Raw genomic sequence first — 16,415 nt, forward strand, 5'->3', positions numbered from 1 at the left:
TCCCGCCGCGCCCGCCGCGCCCGTGCAGCAGCCGGGCGGGGCGCGGCGGGACGGAGGCCGGTCAGGAGGGGGCGGGGCCGGTCCAGAGCGCCGGGACGTGGCCGAGCCGGACCCGCTGCGGGTGGTCGCCCACGGGGACGGACACCCGCTTGGCTCCGGTGGCGAAGTCGATGGCGGTGACCTGGTCGGCGCCGCTCTCGGAGATCACGCAGCCCGTGCCGTCCCCGTCGACCGTGGCCCAGTAGGGCTTGGCGGCCGGGATCAGGGGGCCCTCGGCGAGGGTGGCCCGGTCCACGACGGTCGCGTAGTCGTCCATGGTGCCCGCGACGCACAGTTTGGAGCCGTCGGGGCTCATCGAGAGGCCGTGGTGGCGGGAGTCGTTGACCCAGGTGGTGCGTTCCTTGGCGGTGGCCGGGTTCTCGGGGAGGGTCTTGACGCGGGTGATCCGGTCGGCGGCCAGGTCGTACTCCAGGAACCCGTTGAAGAAGGACACCTGGAAGTAGAGCTTGGACTCGTCGGGGCTGAAGGCGACGGGGCGCACGGCGTCGGAGAGGTCCTTGCGGCCGAAGGCGTCGAGCCGCGCCCGCATGTCGATCACGCGGACGGGGGCGAAGGTCCGCGCGTCGACGACGGTGATCTTCCGGTCGCCCTTCGTCCAGTCCAGCCAGGGGGCGTCGAGGGCGGAGGTCACGTCCCCGATGGCGCTGTTCCACAGGTAGCGGCCGTCGCGGCTGAAGACGTTCTCGTGCGGTTTGTCGCCGGTGGTGAAGGAGCCTGCCTGGCGGCCGGTGGCGATGTCGAGGACGTGCACGGTGTTCGCGGTGGACGCGGAGACGGCGACCCGGGTGCCGTCGGGCGAGACGGCCATGTGGTCGGAGCGGTGTCCGGCGACGGGGAAGCGCCAGTTGACCCGGCCCGAGCGGAGGTCGATGGAGACGACGTCGGCGAAGCTGGGGCGGGAGACCACGACCGCGGAGCCGTCGGGTGTGGTGTACATGTCGTCCACGAACTGGTCGTGGCCCTCGCCCGCGGTGGCCCGCACGCCCAGGAAGAAGGCGAGTTTGACGGGATCGAGGTAGATCTCCCGGAGCCGTTCCGCCTTGTCGGGGACCACGTCGATCCGGCCGATCCGGGCGAGGTCGCCGGTGGAGGCGAGGACGTCGGCGGTGCCCTCCCAGTTGTTCCCTACGAAGAGCACCTCGCGCAGCCCCTCCGACGGGGCGGCGGCGCCGGGGGCCGCGGCGGTGAGGGCGGCCACGAGGGCGGCGGCGGCCAGGAGGTACAGGGTGCGCGGGCTTCGTGCCATGCGGTCAACTCCGGTGGGGGAAGGGCGGAGCGGGCGGCGTGCGGTTACCGGCGGGTAAAATAGACGGAACGGCGAAAGGGCACAACCCCCGTGGGGTCGTGCCCTTCTCATTCGTCGCGGGTCGGCGCCCGGTCTCCGCTTCAGGCGACGGAGCCGATCCTGCCGATCACCGTGTGCGAGCTGTCGTGGTGGATCGGGATGTGCGCGCCGGTGAGGGCGGCCCCGGTGCCGCCGCGGCGGTTCGCGACGATCTCGGCGGCGATGGACAGCGCGGTCTCCTCCGGGGAGCGGGCGCCGAGGTCCAGGCCGATCGGGGACCGCAGCCGGGCCAGTTCGAGCTCGGTCACGCCCACCTCGCGGAGCCGCTTGTTGCGGTCCTCGTGGGTGCGGCGGGAGCCCATGGCGCCGACGTAGGCGACGGGGAGTCTGAGGGCCAGTTCGAGGAGCGGGACGTCGAACTTGGCGTCGTGGGTCAGCACGCACAGCACGGTCCGGCCGTCCACCTGGGCGGTCTCCAGGTAGCGGTGCGGCCAGTCGACCACGATCTCGTCCGCCTCGGGGAAACGGTTCTTCGTGGCGAAGACGGGCCGGGCGTCGCACAGGGTGACGTGGTAGCCGAGGAACTTGCCGATCCGCACCAGGGCGGAGGCGAAGTCGATGGCACCGAAGACGATCATCCGCGGGGGCGGGACGCTGGACTCGACCAGCACCTTCAGCGGCTCTCCGCAGAGCCTGCCGTCGGCGCCCATCTCCAGTACGCCGGTCCGGCCGGCGTCCAGCATGGCGCGGGCCTCCTCGGCGATGGTGCGGTCCAGCTCGGGGTGTCCCCCGAAGCCGCCCTCGAAGGAGCCGTCGCCGCTGACGACCACGGCGCGGCCCATCAGCTCGGCCGGGCCTTCGGCTATCCGGGCCACGGCGGCCGCCTCGGCCCGGGCGGCGGCGGCCAGCGCCTGCGCGAAGACCTCCCGCTGGGGGGAGTCCACGGGCACCGGGGTGACCAGGATGTCGATGATTCCGCCGCAGGTCAGACCTACGGCGAAGGCATCGTCGTCGCTGTAGCCGAAGCGCTCCTGGACGGTCTCGCCGTCCTCCAGCGCCTGCCGGCACAGCTCGTACACCGCGCCCTCCACACATCCGCCGGAAACCGAGCCGATGGCCGTGCCCTCGCCGTCGACGGCGAGTGCGGCTCCGGGCTGCCGGGGTGCGCTCCCGCCGACCGCCACGACCGTGGCGACGGCGAAGTCACGTCCCTGCTCGACCCACCGGTTCAGTTCCTCGGCGATGTCCAGCATGTGCGGCCTCCTCGGAGAGGTTTCGGTTTCCAGTATCGGATGTGTGAAGGGTCAGGTACGGATCACGGCCGGACCTACTTGACGCCGAGCAGCCCCTCGATGGGGTGGAGGGCGAAGTAGATCAGGAAGATGCCGGTCAGGACCCACATGAAGGCGCCGACCTCGCGGGCCTTGCCCTGCGCGACCTTGATGGCCACGTAGGAGATGACACCGGCGGCGACACCGGCGGTGATCTGGTAGGTGAACGGCATGATCACGACGGTCAGGAAGACCGGGATCGCGGTCGCGCTGTCGGCCCAGTCCACGTGGCGGGCGTTCTGCATCATCATCGCGCCGATGACCACCAGGGCGGCCGAGGCGACCTCACCCGGGACGATCTGCGTGATCGGGGTGAAGAAGAGGCACGCGGCGAAGAAGAGGCCGGTGACGACGGAGGCGAGGCCCGTGCGGGCGCCCTCGCCCACGCCGGTGGCGGACTCGACGAACACGGTCTGGCCGGAGCCGCCCGCGACGCCACCGATGGCGCCACCGGCGCCGTCGATGAAGAGCGCCTTCGACAGGCCCGGCATGCGGCCCTGGTCGTCGGCCAGCTTGGCCTCGGTGCCGACACCGATGATGGTGGCCATCGCGTCGAAGAAGCCGGCGAGCACGAGGGTGAAGACGATCATGCCGATCGTCATGACACCGACGTCGCCCCAGCCACCGAACTCGACCTTGCCGAACAGCGAGAAGTCGGGCATCGAGACGGCGGAGCCGGAGAGCTCCGGCGGGCCGTTCTTCCAGGCCTTCGGGTCGATGTCCACGACGGCGTTCAGGATGGCCGCGAGGACGGTGCCGCCGACGATGCCGATGAGGATCGCGCCGCGGATCTTGCGGGCCTGCAGCATGAAGATGGTGAGCAGGGTGACGCAGAAGAGGAACACGGGCCAGCCTGCGAGCTCGCCGACCGAACCGAGCTGGACCGGGGGCCCGAACTCGGAGCCGTGGCCCACGAAGCCGGCCTTGACGAGGCCGATCAGGGCGACGAAGAGGCCGATGCCCATGGTGATCGCGTGCTTGAGCGCGAGGGGGATCGCGTTCATGATCATCTCTCGGAGGCCGGTGACGACCAGGAGACAGATCACGACGCCGTACATCACGCACATGCCCATGGCCTGCGGCCAGGTCATCTGCGGGGCCACCTGCGAGGACAGGACGCCCGATACGGAAAGGCCCGCGGCGAGGGCCAGGGGCACCTTGCCGACGAAGCCCATCAGAAGGGTGGTCAGGGCGGCGGCGAAAGCCGTGGCCGTGATCAGGGCCTTCTGGCTCATCGTGTCTCCGGCGACGTCCTTGCCGGAGAGGATGAGCGGGTTGAGCAGGAGGATGTAGGCCATCGCCATGAAGGTCGTGATACCGCCACGAACCTCGTTGCCGACGTTGGATCCTCTGTGCGTTATGTGAAAGTACCGGTCGAGCCAAGAGCTTCCGGCGGGGGTCGGAGAGCCGTCGCCGGTCTCTTCCTCACTGGTCTTGGACTCCACTGATGACTGGGTCATGGTGCCTAACTCCCAAGGTTCAAAGGGGCACCCGCATAAAGATTGGAGACGCGGGATTTGGGAAACTCCGTTTGGCTGCACGACCCGGGGTGACGGCCCGAGGCGACGCGAAATGTGCACTGCGTGTACTGCGGGTAGTGCGGGGGTGACCGCTGGTACTACGTGGGGGTTTCTGCAGGGGTACTGCCAGGTGACGAGGACCGCGAGCGGTGCGGTACTGCCTTCGTGCTCCGGGCGGTGCGACTGGAAGTGTGACGTTCCCGTGTCACACCGCCCGGAAATCCGGGGGGTCCGGGGGCCTCGCGGCCCCCGGACCACGCCGTCCTAGAGGGTGCCGGTGAGGGCTTCCGGACGGATCGGCGTCTTGTTGATCTCCAGACCGGTCGCCTGCCGGATCGCCGCGATGACGGCCGGGGTGGACGAGAGGGTCGGGGCCTCGCCCATACCGCGCAGGCCGTACGGGGCCTTCGGGTCGGCGAGCTCCAGGACGTCGACCGGGATGGTCGGGGTGTCGAGGATGGTGGGGATCAGGTAGTCCGTGAAGGAGGGGTTGCGCACCTTCGCGGTCTTCGGGTCCACGATGATCTCTTCCATGATCGCGACGCCCAGGCCCTGGGTGGTACCACCCTGGATCTGGCCGACCACGGAGAGCATGTTCAGGGCCTTGCCGACGTCCTGGGCGGTCGCGAGCTCGACGACCTTGACGAGGCCGAGCTCGGTGTCCACCTCGACGACCGCGCGGTGCGCGGCGAAGGTGTACTGGACGTGGCCGTTGCCCTGGCCGGTGACCAGGTCGAAGGGCTCGGTCGGGGCGTGGCGGAACTCGAGCTCGATGTCGATCGCCTCCTCGCCCTCGAGGATGTCCGCCAGCTCGGCGAGCACCTCGCCGCCGTCGGTGACGACCTTGCCGCCCTCCAGGAGCAGCTCGGCGGTCGCCCACGCGGGGTGGTAGGAGCCGTTCTTGCGCCGGCCGATCTCCAGGACCGCCTCGCGGACGGCCTCACAGGTGTTCTTCACGGCGCCACCGGTCATGTACGTCTGCCGCGAGGCGGACGTGGAACCGGCGGAGCCGACCTGCGTGTCGGCCGGGTGGATGGTCACCTGCGTGACACCCAGCTCGGTACGGGCGATCTGCGTGTGGACGGTGATGCCGCCCTGGCCGACCTCCGCCATGGCCGTGTGGACCATCGCGACGGGCTCGCCGTTGATGACCTCGAGCCGCACGCGGGCGGTCGAGTAGTCGTCGAAGCCCTCGGAGAAGCCGACGTTCTTGATGCCGACCGCGTAGCCGACGCCGCGGACGACGCCCTCACCGTGGGTGGTGTTGGAGAGGCCGCCGGGCAGCGCGCGGACGTCCGCGCCCTCGCCGGCCGACTCCCACTGGCGCTCCGGCGGCAGCGGGCGGGCCTTGACCCGGCGCAGCAGCTCGGCGACGGGCGCCGGGGCGTCCACGACCTGGCCGGTGGGCATGATCGTGCCCTGCTCCATGGCGTTCAGCTGACGGAACTCGACCGGGTCCATGCCCAGCTTCGCCGCGAGCTTGTCCATCTGGGCCTCGTACGCGAAGCAGGCCTGGACGGCGCCGAAGCCGCGCATCGCGCCACAGGGCGGGTTGTTCGTGTAGAGCGCGATCGCCTCGATGTCCACGTCCTCCAGGACGTACGGACCGACCGAGAGCGAGGACGCGTTGCCCACGACCGCCGGGGAGGCGGACGCGTAGGCGCCGCCGTCCAGGACGATCTTGCACTTCATGTGCGTGAGCTTGCCGTCCTTGGTGGCGCCGTGCTCGTAGTAGAGCTTCGCCGGGTGACGGTGCACGTGACCGAAGAAGGACTCGAAGCGGTTGTAGACGATCTTGACCGGCTTGTTCGTGGCCAGGGCCAGGAGGCAGGCGTGGATCTGCATCGAGATGTCCTCGCGGCCGCCGAAGGCACCGCCGACGCCCGAGAGCGTCATGCGGACCTTCTCCGGCGGCAGGCCCAGGACCGGGGCGATCTGCTGGAGGTCCGAGTGCAGCCACTGGGTGGCGACGTACAGCTCGACGCCGCCGTCCTCGGAGGGCACGGCCAGACCGGACTCGGGGCCGAGGAAGGCCTGGTCCTGCATGCCGAAGGTGTACTCGCCCTCGACGATGACGTCGGCGCGCTTGCGGGCCTCTTCCACGTTGCCGCGGATGATCGGCTGGCGGTGCACGATGTTCGGGTGCGGGACGTGACCGATGTGGTGGTCGTCGCGGCCCTCGTGGATCAGCGGCGCGCCCTCGGCGAGGGCGGAGGCCTCGTCCGTGACGAGCGGCAGTTCCTTGTAGTCGATCTTGATCTTGGCGGCCGCGCGGCGGGCGGTCTCCGGGTGGTCGGCGGCCACGAGGGCGACCGGCTCACCGTGGTGACGTACCCGGCCGTTGGCGAGAACCGGGGTGTCCTGGATCTCCAGGCCGTAGTTCTTCATCTCGGCCGGCAGGTCGTCGTACGTCAGGACCGAGTAGACACCCGGCATCGCCAGGGCCTCGGAGATGTCGATCGAGACGATCTCGGCGTGGGCGACGGTGCTGCGGAGCGTCTGGCCCCACAGCATGTCCTCGTGCCACATGTCCGAGGAGTACGCGAACTCACCGGTCACCTTGAGGGTGCCGTCCGGGCGCAGGATGGACTCGCCGATCCCGCCCTTGGTGTGGTTCTGCGTGACGTTGGTCGGCGTGCCCGCCGGGACCGTGCGCGTGTTCTGGGCCATGGTCAGACCGCCTCAGACTGACGGGCGGCCGCGAGGCGGACCGCGTCGAGGATCTTCTCGTAGCCCGTGCAACGGCAGAGGTTGCCGGACAGGGCCTCACGGATGTCCTGGTCGGACGGGTCGGAGTTCTCCTCCAGCAGCGCGTCCGCCTGCACGAGCAGACCCGGGGTGCAGAAACCGCACTGGACGGCGCCGGCGTCGATGAACGCCTGCTGGATGTTGGAGAGCTCGATGCCCTCACCGGTCTGGGAGTCGCCGGGCTTGGCGGCCCAGCGCTTGGCCTCGTCGGTGGTGACGCCCTTGGTGCCGCAGCCGCCGCCGGTGCCGCAGGCACCGCCGTGGCCGTGCTCCTCGCGCTGCTTGGCGAAGTCCGCCAGGCCCTCGACGGTCACGACGTCGCGACCCTCGACCTGACCGGCCGCGACCAGGCAGGAACAGACCGGCACGCCGTCGAGACGGACGGTGCAGGAACCGCACTCGCCCTGCTCACAGGCGTTCTTCGAGCCCGGCAGGCCCAGACGCTCGCGCAGGACGTAGAGGAGGGACTCGCCCTCCCAGACGTCGTCGGCTTCCTGCTGACGACCGTTGACAGTGAAATTGACGCGCATGATTACGCAGCCCCTTCAAGCGAGCGGCCGTTGGTGCCGCGGTACTGCTCCCAGGTCCAGACGAGCTGGCGGCGAGCCATGATGCCTACCGCGTGACGGCGGTACTTCGCCGTGCCGCGGACGTCGTCGATCGGGTTGGCCGCGCCGGAGGCGAGCTCACCGAACTGCTTGGCGATCGACGGGGTGATGACCTTGCCGGACTCCCAGAAGCCGCCCTCTTCGAGCGCGGCGTTCAGGAACTCCTCGGCGGCCTTCGCACGGATCGGGGTCGGCGCGGCCGAACCGATTCCGGTGCGGACCGTACGGCTGTCCGGGTGCAGTGCCAGGCCGAAGGCGCACACCGCGATGACCATCGCGTTGCGGGAGCCCACCTTGGAGTACTGCTGCGGACCGCTGGCGTTCTTGATGTGGACCGTCTTGATGAGCTCGTCCGGGGCGAGCGCGTTGCGCTTGACGCCGGTGTAGAACTCGTCGATCGGGATCAGGCGCGAGCCGCGGACCGACTCGACCTCGACCTCGGCGCCGGCGGCGAGGAGGGCGGGGTGGGAGTCACCGGCGGGCGAGGCGCAACCGAGGTTGCCGCCGACACCGCCGCGGTTGCGGATCTGCGGGGACGCGACCGTGTGCGAGGCGAGCGCGAGACCCGGCAGCGTGCCGCGCAGGTTCTCCATGATCTGGGTGTACGGGACGGAGGCGCCCAGCTTGGTGACCTCCTCGCCTACCTCCCACTCCCGCAGCAGACCGATGCGGTTGAGGTCGAGGAGGTACTCCGGACGGCGGTGGTCGAAATTGATCTCGACCATGATGTCGGTGCCACCCGCAATCGGCACAGCTGTGGGGTACTCGGCCTTAGCGGCGAGCGCCTCCTCCCAGCTGGCGGGGCGAAGGAAGTCCATGTGCGGCTCTCTTCTTCTTCATCGTGTCGTTCACTTCAAGCCAGGAGGCCGAAGGGCCCTCGACTGGTCGTTCACGTGCTGTTAACGCGGTGTGGAGCCAGTACACAAGCCGCGCGTCCCCCGGGTGCAGTCACCGAAACCATGAAGGAGTTGGCCGGGGGCCTCCCTCGTCTTGTAGATTCGTATGAAAGGCAGGATGCGACGACCTGCCCGATTTCCAACGGCAACATTCGAGACAGATCGGCGGCGACATCATGCGGCTGCGCGCACTGCTGGAAACCGAGGCGCTGGGGCTGCGGCTGCTGGGCGACGAGGACGAACTCGACCGGACGGTCCGCGGGGTCATGACGACCGACCTACGTGATCCCAGCCGATACCTCTCCGGAGGTGAACTCGTCCTGACCGGCCTGGCATGGCGAAGAAATTCAGCCGACTCCGAGCCGTTCGTACGAATCCTCGCGAGCGCGGGCGTCGCCGGCCTCGCGGCCGGCGAGGCGGAGCTGGGAGACATCCCGGACGACCTGGTTTCAGCCTGTCGGCGCAACCGGCTCCCGCTGTTCGCTGTGAACGAAGACGTTGCATTCGCCACCATCACCGAGTACGTGGTGAGGCAGGTCTCCGGGGAGCGCGCGGGAGACCTCGCGGCCGTCGTGGACCGCCATCGGCGGCTGATGACGTCGGGGCCGGCGGGCGGCGGACCCGACGTGGTGCTGGATCTGCTCACCACGGACCTCGATCTCCGGGCCTGGGTGCTCTCCCCCACGGGCCGGCAGATCGCCGGCGCGGGCGAGCCGCTGGCCCCGGGCATCTGCGCGGCGCTGGCGAGCGAACACCTCGCGGCGGTCCGGACCGGCCGCAGGGGCCCGCACCGGATGTCCATCCAGGGTATTACCTACTCCCTGTTCCCGATCAGGGGACACGGCCGCGGCCCGGGTCCCGCCTCCCGCGACGTGCGCGAGAGCGTGCTCTCCGACTGGCTGCTGGCCGTCGAGGCGGACGCGGGCGACTGGCCCGCCGAGCGGCTCGACCTGCTCCAGGGCGTGACCCAGCTGATCGCCGTCGAGCGGGACCGCCGTGACGCGGCCCGTACGGTGCGCCGCAGGCTGGCCCAGGAGGTCCTGGAGCTGGTCCAGGCGGGCGCCGCGCCCGCCGAGATCGCGGCCCGTCTGCGGGTGGCGGCCCCGGTCCTGCTGCCCGGCCTGGGCGCGGCCCCGCACTGGCAGGTGGTCGTGGCGCGGGTGGACTGGGACGGCGGGGACATCCCCGGCGGCCCGGTGGCCCAGTCGCTGCTGGAGGAGATCCTGGTCGACCCGTCGATGTCCGGCCCCGAGCCCTCCGACCGGATCGCGGTGGCCCATGCGGGTGACGAGGCCATCGCCCTGGTGCCGCTGCCCGCCCTCTCCGGGGACGCCGGGGAGGACAAGGGCCCGGATTCCGCACTGCACGCCGACGCGCTGCTGGCGGCCGTACGCGAGCCCCTGGCGGCCGGCCTGGCCGACGACGGCCGGCTCACCCTGGGCGTCAGCGCGGCCGTGCACTCCGCCGAGGGGCTGCGCGGGGCGCTGGAGGAGGCCCGGCACGCCCGCCGCGTGGCGGCGGCACGCCCGGGCCGGGTCTGCGCCGCGGGCCACCACGAGCTCGCCTCGCACGTGCTGCTGCTGCCGTTCGTGCCGGACGACGTGCGCCGCGCCTTCACGGCCCGGCTGCTGGACCCGCTGCGGGACTACGACCGCCGCCACCGCGCGGAGCTCATCCCGACGCTGGAGGCGTTCCTGGACTGCGACGGTTCCTGGACCCGCTGCGCGACGCGCCTGCACCTGCACGTCAACACGCTGCGCTACCGGGTCGGGCGAATCGAGCAGCTGACGGCGCGGGACCTTTCCCGCCTCGAGGACAAGCTCGACTTCTTCCTCGCCCTGCGCATGAGCTGATCCCACCCCTCCCATCAGGGCAGTCCGTCGGAGGGGTCGGCGGGGGCGGCTGACGAGCCGTCCGGACTTTGTGAAAGAGTTCACCCGACCCCTTGGCCGCGGCAGCAGATCCGTGCTCTCATTTCGCCCCAGGGCTCAAAGACGTGCTGCTTGGTTGCTTCGGGGAGGGCAATGTGGCGGATACCGCCATGTCCGGTGCGGGATCGACTGGGGGCGACGACCCCCTCCAGCGGGCGATATGGCGGCTGCGTTCGCGCGGCTGTTGGACCGACGCGGCGGCCCTGCTGACGCCGCACGTGAACGACGCCGGGGCGGCGGTGCAGCGCACCGCGCTCCTCGTGGAACGGTGCCTTTTCACCGGCCAGGGCTGGAGCGAGGCGGAGGACGCCCTCCGGGTCGCCGAGGCCGTGGCCCGGGACGACGACGAACGCGGCGCGGCGGCCTGCGAGCGGGGCCAGCTGGCCTACGCGGCCACCGTGCTCGGCGTACGGGACCGGGCGGACGAGGCCCGCTCGGCCCTGGGCCGGGCGGCGGCGCTGCTCTCACCGGGGTCGCGGACCCGCCCGCTGCTGGACTTCCGCCGGGGCCTGGTCGCCGAACACCTGGCGGACGCCCCGCAGGCGGCCCGTCCGGCGTACCACCGGGCCCATGCCGGGGCGGAGGCCCACGGCGACACCCTGCTGCTGTCGTTCACCTGGCGGCACCTGGCCGCGCTGGCCCTGCGGGACGGCGAGGTGGCCGAGGCCCGCAAGGGCTTCGCGGAGTCCCTGCGGATCCGCGAGGAACTGGGCTTCCTGGTCGGTACGGCGCCCGCGCTGGCGGCGCTGGCCGAGGCCGAGCCGGAGCCCGAGGCGGCCCGGCTGCGGGCGGAGGCCCGCAGGCTCTTCCACCTGCTGGGCGGCATCCCGACCTGGCTGGCGGACCAGCTGCGGCCCGCGCCGGCCTGATCCGGCCGGAGCACCGGGGGCGCCGGGCGGGCGGGGTTCAGAGCGAGGAACCCGCGAAGTGTTCCCGTACGAGCGACTCCACCACCGGGAGGTCCTGGGCGATCAGGGCCTCCAGCAGGGCCGAGTGCTCCGCCGCGTCGGCCACCAGGTCGGCGCGGCGTACGCGCGGGGCTCCGGGCAGGGGCCACTGGGCCCGGCGGTGGAGGTCCTCCGCGATCCGCACGAGCTGGCCGTTGTCCGCCAGGGAGAGCACCGCGCGGTGGAAGGCCCGGTCGGCGTCCGCGTACGCCGGCAGGTCGCCCGCGGCGGCCGCCTCGGCGGTGGCACGGGCCGCGGGGAGCAGCGACTCCCAGGTGGCGGCCGGGACGCCGCGGGCCAGCCGGAGCATCACCGGCACCTCCAGCATGGCGCGTACCTCGGCCAGTTCCGCCAGCGCCCGGGGGGTGCGGGTCAGGACCCTGAAGCCCCGGTTGGGCAGGCATTCCACCGCCCCTTCCAGGGCGAGCTGCTGCATCGCCTCGCGGACGGGGGTGGCGGAGACCCCGAAGCGCTCGCCGAGCGCCGGGCCGGAGTAGATCTCCCCCGGGGCCAGTTCCCCTTCGACGAGGGCGGCACGCAGGGCGTCGAGGACCTGCCCGCGCACCGAGTGGCGCAGCACCTTCTGCGGCGGGACCGGGGGTCCGTCCACCGGGAACCCCACCGCTGTCCCCGTCGGCGTTCCCGCCGGTTCCTCCCCCGCCTCGTCGGGCACCCGGGTCTGGGCCGCTCCGTGCACTCGGTCCTCCTCCAGGTCTCGACCGGTTCCGAGAATAGGTGAAGGCCGCCGGGGGGTGGGGTTCCGGACCAACCAGAATCAGGTAAGGTAAGGCTAACCTTCCAACGCTCGCGTGATTCGGTGGTCCTCATGACCGGCCCGGCTGTCGCCGCCCCGCCCCCGCCCGCGTCCGCCCCGGCCGGCTCTCCGGTGGCGGTCTCGTACGAGCGCCTGACGGCCGCCTACCCCGGCCTGCGGATCGGTGAGCGCGGCGCGCACGAACCCCTCCCTCGCGGTGTGGGATGGGTCGGCGCGGACGAGCTCGCGGCGGGCGGGGAGGCGCTCGACGCCCACCTCGCCTGGGACGAGGCCCAGGTGCTGCGGGACTACGGGCGCCGGGCACGGCCCGACGTGGTGGCCGGCTTCGGCCTGCACCGGTACGCCTGGCTCGCCTGTCTGCTGATCACGGTCCCGTGGTTCCTGGAGCGCCGGGTGCCCCGGCTGCCGGTGGACCGGGTGGCCTTCCACCGCACCGAGGGGCGGATGTCCGTACGCGTCGAGGAGTTCGCGTGCCTGCCGGGCGACCCGGCGGCCGCCCTCCCCGGGGCGCGGGTGCTGGCCGGCGGCGAGGAAGCCTTGCGGGAGGAGGTGCGGGCAGCGGTGTCCCAGCACCTCGGACCGCTGCTGGAAGGTTTCGCCCCGCGGCTGCGGCGCGGCCGCCGGGGGCTGTGGTCGATGGCGACCGACGAGGTCGTCGACGGGCTCTGGTACCTCGCCACCCTGCTGGGCGAGGAGGAGCGCGCGATGCGCGAACTGGAGCTGCTGCTGCCCGGCGGAACCGCCCCCTACACGGGCGGCGCGGGCTTCCGTACGCTCACCGGCCCCGGGGGCGCCCCGCTCGCGACCCGCGACCGGGCCGGCTGCTGCTTCTTCTACACGGTCCGCCCGCAGGACACCTGCACGACCTGCCCACGCACCTGCGACGAGGAACGCGTCGCCCGGCTCACCGCGGAGGCCTCCGGCTGAACCCACCCGGAGGAATGAAGCTGATTCGAACACAACTCACTTTTCCCGAGCGGTAGTTCGAGCCACAACACCCTATCCGACGGGCCCCGCCCCCCGATGGCGTCCACTTGCCCCGAAACCCGCGTGCACCACGGACCTGCTGCGCCACTATGGCGCCCGGAAAGCCGCATTCGCGAGGCAAGGGACAACCGCATGAGACTGACCGACATATCGCTGGACTGGCTGCTGCCCGGCAGCCTGTTGATCCTGGGCGTACTTGCGGCAGTGGCGGTGCTGGCCCGGGGCAAGCGGGAGGGCGAGAAGGCCGCGGCCGACGACAGCTGGGAACGCAGCGAGGAACGGCGGCGGCGCAAGGAAGCCGTCTACGGGACCGCCTCGTACGTCCTGCTCTTCTGCTGCGCGGCGGTGGCCGCCGCGCTCTCCTTCCACGGGCTGGTCGGCTTCGGCCGGCAGAACCTGAACCTCTCGGGGGGCTGGGAGTACCTGGTCCCCTTCGGTCTCGACGGCGCCGCCATGTTCTGCTCGGTGCTCGCCGTACGCGAGGCCAGCCACGGCGACGCGGCCCTCGGCTCCCGCATGCTGGTCTGGCTGTTCGCGGGCGCGGCCGCCTGGTTCAACTGGGTGCACGCACCCCGGGGCCTGGGCCACGACGGCGCCCCGCAGTTCTTCGCCGGGATGTCTCTCTCGGCGGCCGTCCTCTTCGACCGAGCCCTCAAGCAGACCCGCCGGGCGGCTCTGCGCGAACAGGGCCTGATCCCGCGGCCGTTGCCGCAGATCCGGATGGTCCGCTGGCTGCGGGCCCCCCGGGAGACCTTCGGCGCCTGGTCGCTCATGCTGCTGGAGGGGGTGCGCACCCTCGACGAGGCCGTGGACGAGGTGCGCGAGGACAAGAAGGAACGGGAGCAGGACCGGCACCGCAGGCGGGAGCAACACCGCCTGGACCGCGCCCACATCAAGGCGCTGGGCCGGCAGAACAGGGCGTTCGGGCGGGCCCGGGCGCGTCAGGTCGACATGCCGGGGCTGGCCCCCGGGTCGGGCTCCGCGCCGGTCGGCGCGGAGCCGGCCATATCGGAAGCGGGACAGCTGCCCCTGCGCCGAAGGCCCTCCCTGCAGGCCGTGAGCGGATCTGACGCGGCCGAACCGTTGTCCGGACCCCGGACGGTCGACCTCACCGCCGAGGACGACACCCAGACCATCCCCCGGCTCGACTCCCTGGAGCGCAAACTGAAGGATCTGGAGCAGCAGTTCGGCTGACCGCCGGACCGCACGCATGACGGCGGGGCGCCCCCTCGGGCGCCCCGCCGTCATGCGCGGACGGGTGTGGCTCAGTAGCCGCTGCGCGTCACCTTGATGACCTTGCAGGTCAGCCTGTCGCTCGACTTCACGTGCAGGTCGGAGGCGTGGCCGGTGAACTCCTCGGTGACCACCTGGCCGGTCGCGAGGTTCTGGGTGAAGCCGTTGAGATCCGAGATCTTCTTGTCGTTGAGGAGCAGTTCGCCCTCGACGATGTAGCTGTAACGGGTCTTGGTGTGGTTGGTGATCTCGATCGAGGCCTTGACGAGGTCCCCGAACTGGTTCTCCTCGACGCCGCAGCTCGCGACCTTCACGTCGGAGAGCGCGGACGCCCCGTCGCCCTCGGTCTTCTTGGCACCGTTCTGGTCCACGGACTCGGAATTGAAGTTCTTGTCCAGGTCCTTGCTGGCATCGCTGGCTGCCTTGCCCACGAGGGCGGTGCAGCCGCCGACGACGACCAGGCCGAAGACGGCGGGGATGCCGCAGCCGAGAGCGATCTTCTTGCCGGTGGACATGCCCTGCTTCGGGGCGGGACCGGGGACAGGCGGGTACGCAGACATGCGCAGAGACCTTCTAGGGGCAGGTAGACCCAGGGTTCCGGGGTGCGGGCCGGAAGCAGGGCCGCGTCATCGTGCCACAGAGACGATCACCGTGCACATTTTGTTGAAATGTGAGACTGCGACGGCATACGGCACACCGCGGCCCGCGGTCAGAGCGGCCCTCGGGCTTCGAGCTCGAACCAGACCACCTTGCCCCGCCCCAGGGCCAGCGGATCCACGCCCCAGGCGTCGGCGAGGGCCTCCACCAGCAGCAGCCCGCGGCCGTGCGTACCGTCGTCGGCGGACGGTACGTACGGCCGGGGCTTGTGGGCGTTGAAGTCGCGGACCTCCACCCGCAGCCGGGCGGCCCTGATGCTCGCGGACACCTCCGCGCCCTGCTCAGTGTGGACGAGGGCGTTGGTGACGAGTTCGGTGATGAGCAGCTCGGCGACCTCCGCCGTCTCGGCCCGGCACCGGTGCCGCAGCAGCTCCCGCAGCGCCCGGCGGACCTCGCCCACCGCCTTCAGGTCGGCCCGGCGCACGCTGTGCCTGACCTCCGGCGCCCCCACCGCCGCCTCCCCGCCCTCGGCGGACGGCTCCCGCGGCACCGGCCTTCCTCTCTTCCACAGCTTCCCGGTATTCGCCCCCACCCGCACGGCGGTGCCCCTCCCACGTCCCTCGTTCTCGAACAGGCCTACGGAATGCATGCCCCCCGGGGCATTCCGCACTCCTGCGGGCTTACGGGCGCGGAATGTTACGGAGGCTGGATCGAGCCATCTGGATCATCCGCCCCATCCCTCCGTCGAGCACGATCTTGCTGGCGGACAGTGCAAATCCGGTCACCGTCCCGGCGCTGATCCTCGGAGGAATCGACAGGGCGTCGGGGCCGGTCACCACGTCCACCGGAGCGGGCCCCTTGTGCGCGAAAGCATCCCTCAGAACCCCTGTGAGCTGCTCGGGCTTCTCCACGCGGACCCCGTAGGCACCGGCCGCGCGGGCGATGGCGGCGAAGTCCGGGTTCCGGTTCGTCGTTCCGTACGAGGGCAGGCCGGAAACCGGCATCTCCAACTCCACCGTGCCGAGCGATGAGTTGTCGAAGAGGACCACTTTGACGGGCAGGTCGTACTGCACCAGGGTGAGGAAATCTCCCATCAGCATCGAGAAACCGCCGTCGCCCGACATCGACACCACTTGACGGCCCCGGTCCGTGAACTGTGCGCCGATGGCTTGCGGAAGTGCGTCGGCCATGGACCCGTGGCTGAAGGAGCCGATGATGCGGCGCTTGCCGTTCGGGGAAAGATAGCGCGCGGCCCACACGGAGGAAGGCCTTGTAGGGGAAGCCGGTGCCGAGCAGGATCAGAAGGTCGCACTCGTGGGTGGCCCCGTAGGCGGCGCCGTAGCCCAGCAGCCCGCTCATGCCCACATCGTACGGATTGCCGTACTGGGGTTACCCGCGCATGCGCCTCCTGACCTGGGGCGGGTCGGGTCAGCGGCCCCGCTCCCGACACGCCTGTCACCCGAATGGAGCAATCCAACGCGCCACCCATACGGGTGA

The 16,415-nt window shown here is 71.2% G+C and carries 13 protein-coding genes and 1 pseudogene; 4 read left to right on the forward strand and 10 right to left on the reverse strand.

The window, feature by feature from the left end; all coding sequences use genetic code 11:
• Positions 1–61: 61 nt before the first annotated feature.
• The 6 genes from OOK31_RS07020 to OOK31_RS07045 all read right to left on the reverse strand — a co-directional run bounded on the left by OOK31_RS07020 (position 62) and on the right by OOK31_RS07045 (position 8,370).
• Entirely contained in the window at positions 62–1,306 is a 1,245-nt protein-coding gene (locus OOK31_RS07020) for a YncE family protein (RefSeq protein WP_267011458.1), read from the reverse strand.
• Between the two features lie 140 nt (positions 1,307–1,446).
• Entirely contained in the window at positions 1,447–2,598 is a 1,152-nt protein-coding gene (locus OOK31_RS07025; RefSeq protein ID WP_267011459.1) for an XdhC family protein, read from the reverse strand.
• Between the two features lie 74 nt (positions 2,599–2,672).
• Positions 2,673–4,136 carry an NCS2 family permease gene (locus tag OOK31_RS07030; protein ID WP_267011460.1) on the reverse strand — a complete coding sequence of 488 codons (1,464 nt, stop codon included), beginning with the start codon at positions 4,134–4,136 and terminating at the stop codon, positions 2,673–2,675.
• Positions 4,137–4,460: 324 nt separating this feature from the next.
• On the reverse strand, positions 4,461–6,866 hold the full coding sequence (locus tag OOK31_RS07035; protein WP_267011461.1) for a xanthine dehydrogenase family protein molybdopterin-binding subunit: 2,406 nt from the start codon (positions 6,864–6,866) through the stop codon (positions 4,461–4,463).
• A 2-nt stretch (positions 6,867–6,868) separates the two neighbouring features.
• A complete protein-coding gene (locus OOK31_RS07040; RefSeq protein WP_267011462.1) occupies positions 6,869–7,474 on the reverse strand; it encodes a (2Fe-2S)-binding protein in 606 nt (201 codons plus the stop codon).
• Between the two features lie 2 nt (positions 7,475–7,476).
• Complete coding sequence (locus OOK31_RS07045; RefSeq protein WP_267011463.1) at positions 7,477–8,370, reverse strand: xanthine dehydrogenase family protein subunit M; 894 nt, start codon at positions 8,368–8,370, stop codon at positions 7,477–7,479.
• A gap of 254 nt (positions 8,371–8,624) precedes the next feature.
• On the opposite strand from OOK31_RS07045, the gene OOK31_RS07050 reads away from it, so the two are divergent.
• Positions 8,625–10,301: a PucR family transcriptional regulator gene (locus OOK31_RS07050; protein WP_267011464.1), complete on the forward strand. Its 1,677-nt coding sequence runs from the start codon at positions 8,625–8,627 to the stop codon at positions 10,299–10,301.
• A gap of 188 nt (positions 10,302–10,489) precedes the next feature.
• Entirely contained in the window at positions 10,490–11,248 is a 759-nt protein-coding gene (locus OOK31_RS07055; RefSeq protein WP_267011855.1) for a hypothetical protein, read from the forward strand.
• A gap of 37 nt (positions 11,249–11,285) precedes the next feature.
• Here the strand turns inward: OOK31_RS07055 and OOK31_RS07060 are convergent, their stop codons facing one another.
• The gene (locus OOK31_RS07060) at positions 11,286–11,948 is read right to left on the reverse strand and encodes a GntR family transcriptional regulator (protein ID WP_267011856.1); all 663 of its coding nucleotides are present in this window, start codon (positions 11,946–11,948) and stop codon (positions 11,286–11,288) included.
• A 204-nt stretch (positions 11,949–12,152) separates the two neighbouring features.
• Between OOK31_RS07060 and OOK31_RS07065 the strand changes: the two genes are divergently transcribed.
• Entirely contained in the window at positions 12,153–13,028 is an 876-nt protein-coding gene (locus OOK31_RS07065; RefSeq protein WP_267011465.1) for a (2Fe-2S)-binding protein, read from the forward strand.
• Positions 13,029–13,220: 192 nt separating this feature from the next.
• Positions 13,221–14,282, forward strand: a complete 1,062-nt coding sequence (locus OOK31_RS07070) for a DUF2637 domain-containing protein (RefSeq protein ID WP_267011466.1) — start codon at positions 13,221–13,223, stop codon at positions 14,280–14,282.
• 71 nt (positions 14,283–14,353) lie between these two features.
• Here the strand turns inward: OOK31_RS07070 and OOK31_RS07075 are convergent, their stop codons facing one another.
• From OOK31_RS07075 to OOK31_RS07085, 3 genes and pseudogenes are all read right to left on the reverse strand, one after another.
• Complete coding sequence (locus tag OOK31_RS07075; protein WP_267011467.1) at positions 14,354–14,881, reverse strand: hypothetical protein; 528 nt, start codon at positions 14,879–14,881, stop codon at positions 14,354–14,356.
• Between the two features lie 149 nt (positions 14,882–15,030).
• Complete coding sequence (locus tag OOK31_RS07080) at positions 15,031–15,402, reverse strand: ATP-binding protein (RefSeq protein WP_323188197.1); 372 nt, start codon at positions 15,400–15,402, stop codon at positions 15,031–15,033.
• A gap of 196 nt (positions 15,403–15,598) precedes the next feature.
• Positions 15,599–16,304 (reverse strand): annotated as a pseudogene (locus tag OOK31_RS07085) (thiamine pyrophosphate-dependent enzyme); the annotation flags it as partial.
• Between the last annotated feature and the right edge of the window lie 111 nt (positions 16,305–16,415).

It is taken from the genome of Streptomyces sp. NBC_00249 (assembly GCF_026342355.1).
Classification (GTDB): domain Bacteria; phylum Actinomycetota; class Actinomycetes; order Streptomycetales; family Streptomycetaceae; genus Streptomyces.

What these genes read in the sequence shown, in the direction of transcription:
- OOK31_RS07020 (WP_267011458.1), bottom strand. Translation starts at nt 1,306, where the DNA reads ATGGCACGAAGCCCGCGCACCCTGTACCTCCTGGCCGCCGCCGCCCTC.
- OOK31_RS07025 (WP_267011459.1), bottom strand. Translation starts at nt 2,598, where the DNA reads ATGCTGGACATCGCCGAGGAACTGAACCGGTGGGTCGAGCAGGGACGT.
- OOK31_RS07030 (WP_267011460.1), bottom strand. Translation starts at nt 4,136, where the DNA reads ATGACCCAGTCATCAGTGGAGTCCAAGACCAGTGAGGAAGAGACCGGC.
- OOK31_RS07035 (WP_267011461.1), bottom strand. Translation starts at nt 6,866, where the DNA reads ATGGCCCAGAACACGCGCACGGTCCCGGCGGGCACGCCGACCAACGTC.
- OOK31_RS07040 (WP_267011462.1), bottom strand. Translation starts at nt 7,474, where the DNA reads ATGCGCGTCAATTTCACTGTCAACGGTCGTCAGCAGGAAGCCGACGAC.
- OOK31_RS07045 (WP_267011463.1), bottom strand. Translation starts at nt 8,370, where the DNA reads ATGGACTTCCTTCGCCCCGCCAGCTGGGAGGAGGCGCTCGCCGCTAAG.
- OOK31_RS07050 (WP_267011464.1), top strand. Translation starts at nt 8,625, where the DNA reads ATGCGGCTGCGCGCACTGCTGGAAACCGAGGCGCTGGGGCTGCGGCTG.
- OOK31_RS07055 (WP_267011855.1), top strand. Translation starts at nt 10,490, where the DNA reads ATGTCCGGTGCGGGATCGACTGGGGGCGACGACCCCCTCCAGCGGGCG.
- OOK31_RS07065 (WP_267011465.1), top strand. Translation starts at nt 12,153, where the DNA reads ATGACCGGCCCGGCTGTCGCCGCCCCGCCCCCGCCCGCGTCCGCCCCG.
- OOK31_RS07070 (WP_267011466.1), top strand. Translation starts at nt 13,221, where the DNA reads ATGAGACTGACCGACATATCGCTGGACTGGCTGCTGCCCGGCAGCCTG.
- OOK31_RS07075 (WP_267011467.1), bottom strand. Translation starts at nt 14,881, where the DNA reads ATGTCTGCGTACCCGCCTGTCCCCGGTCCCGCCCCGAAGCAGGGCATG.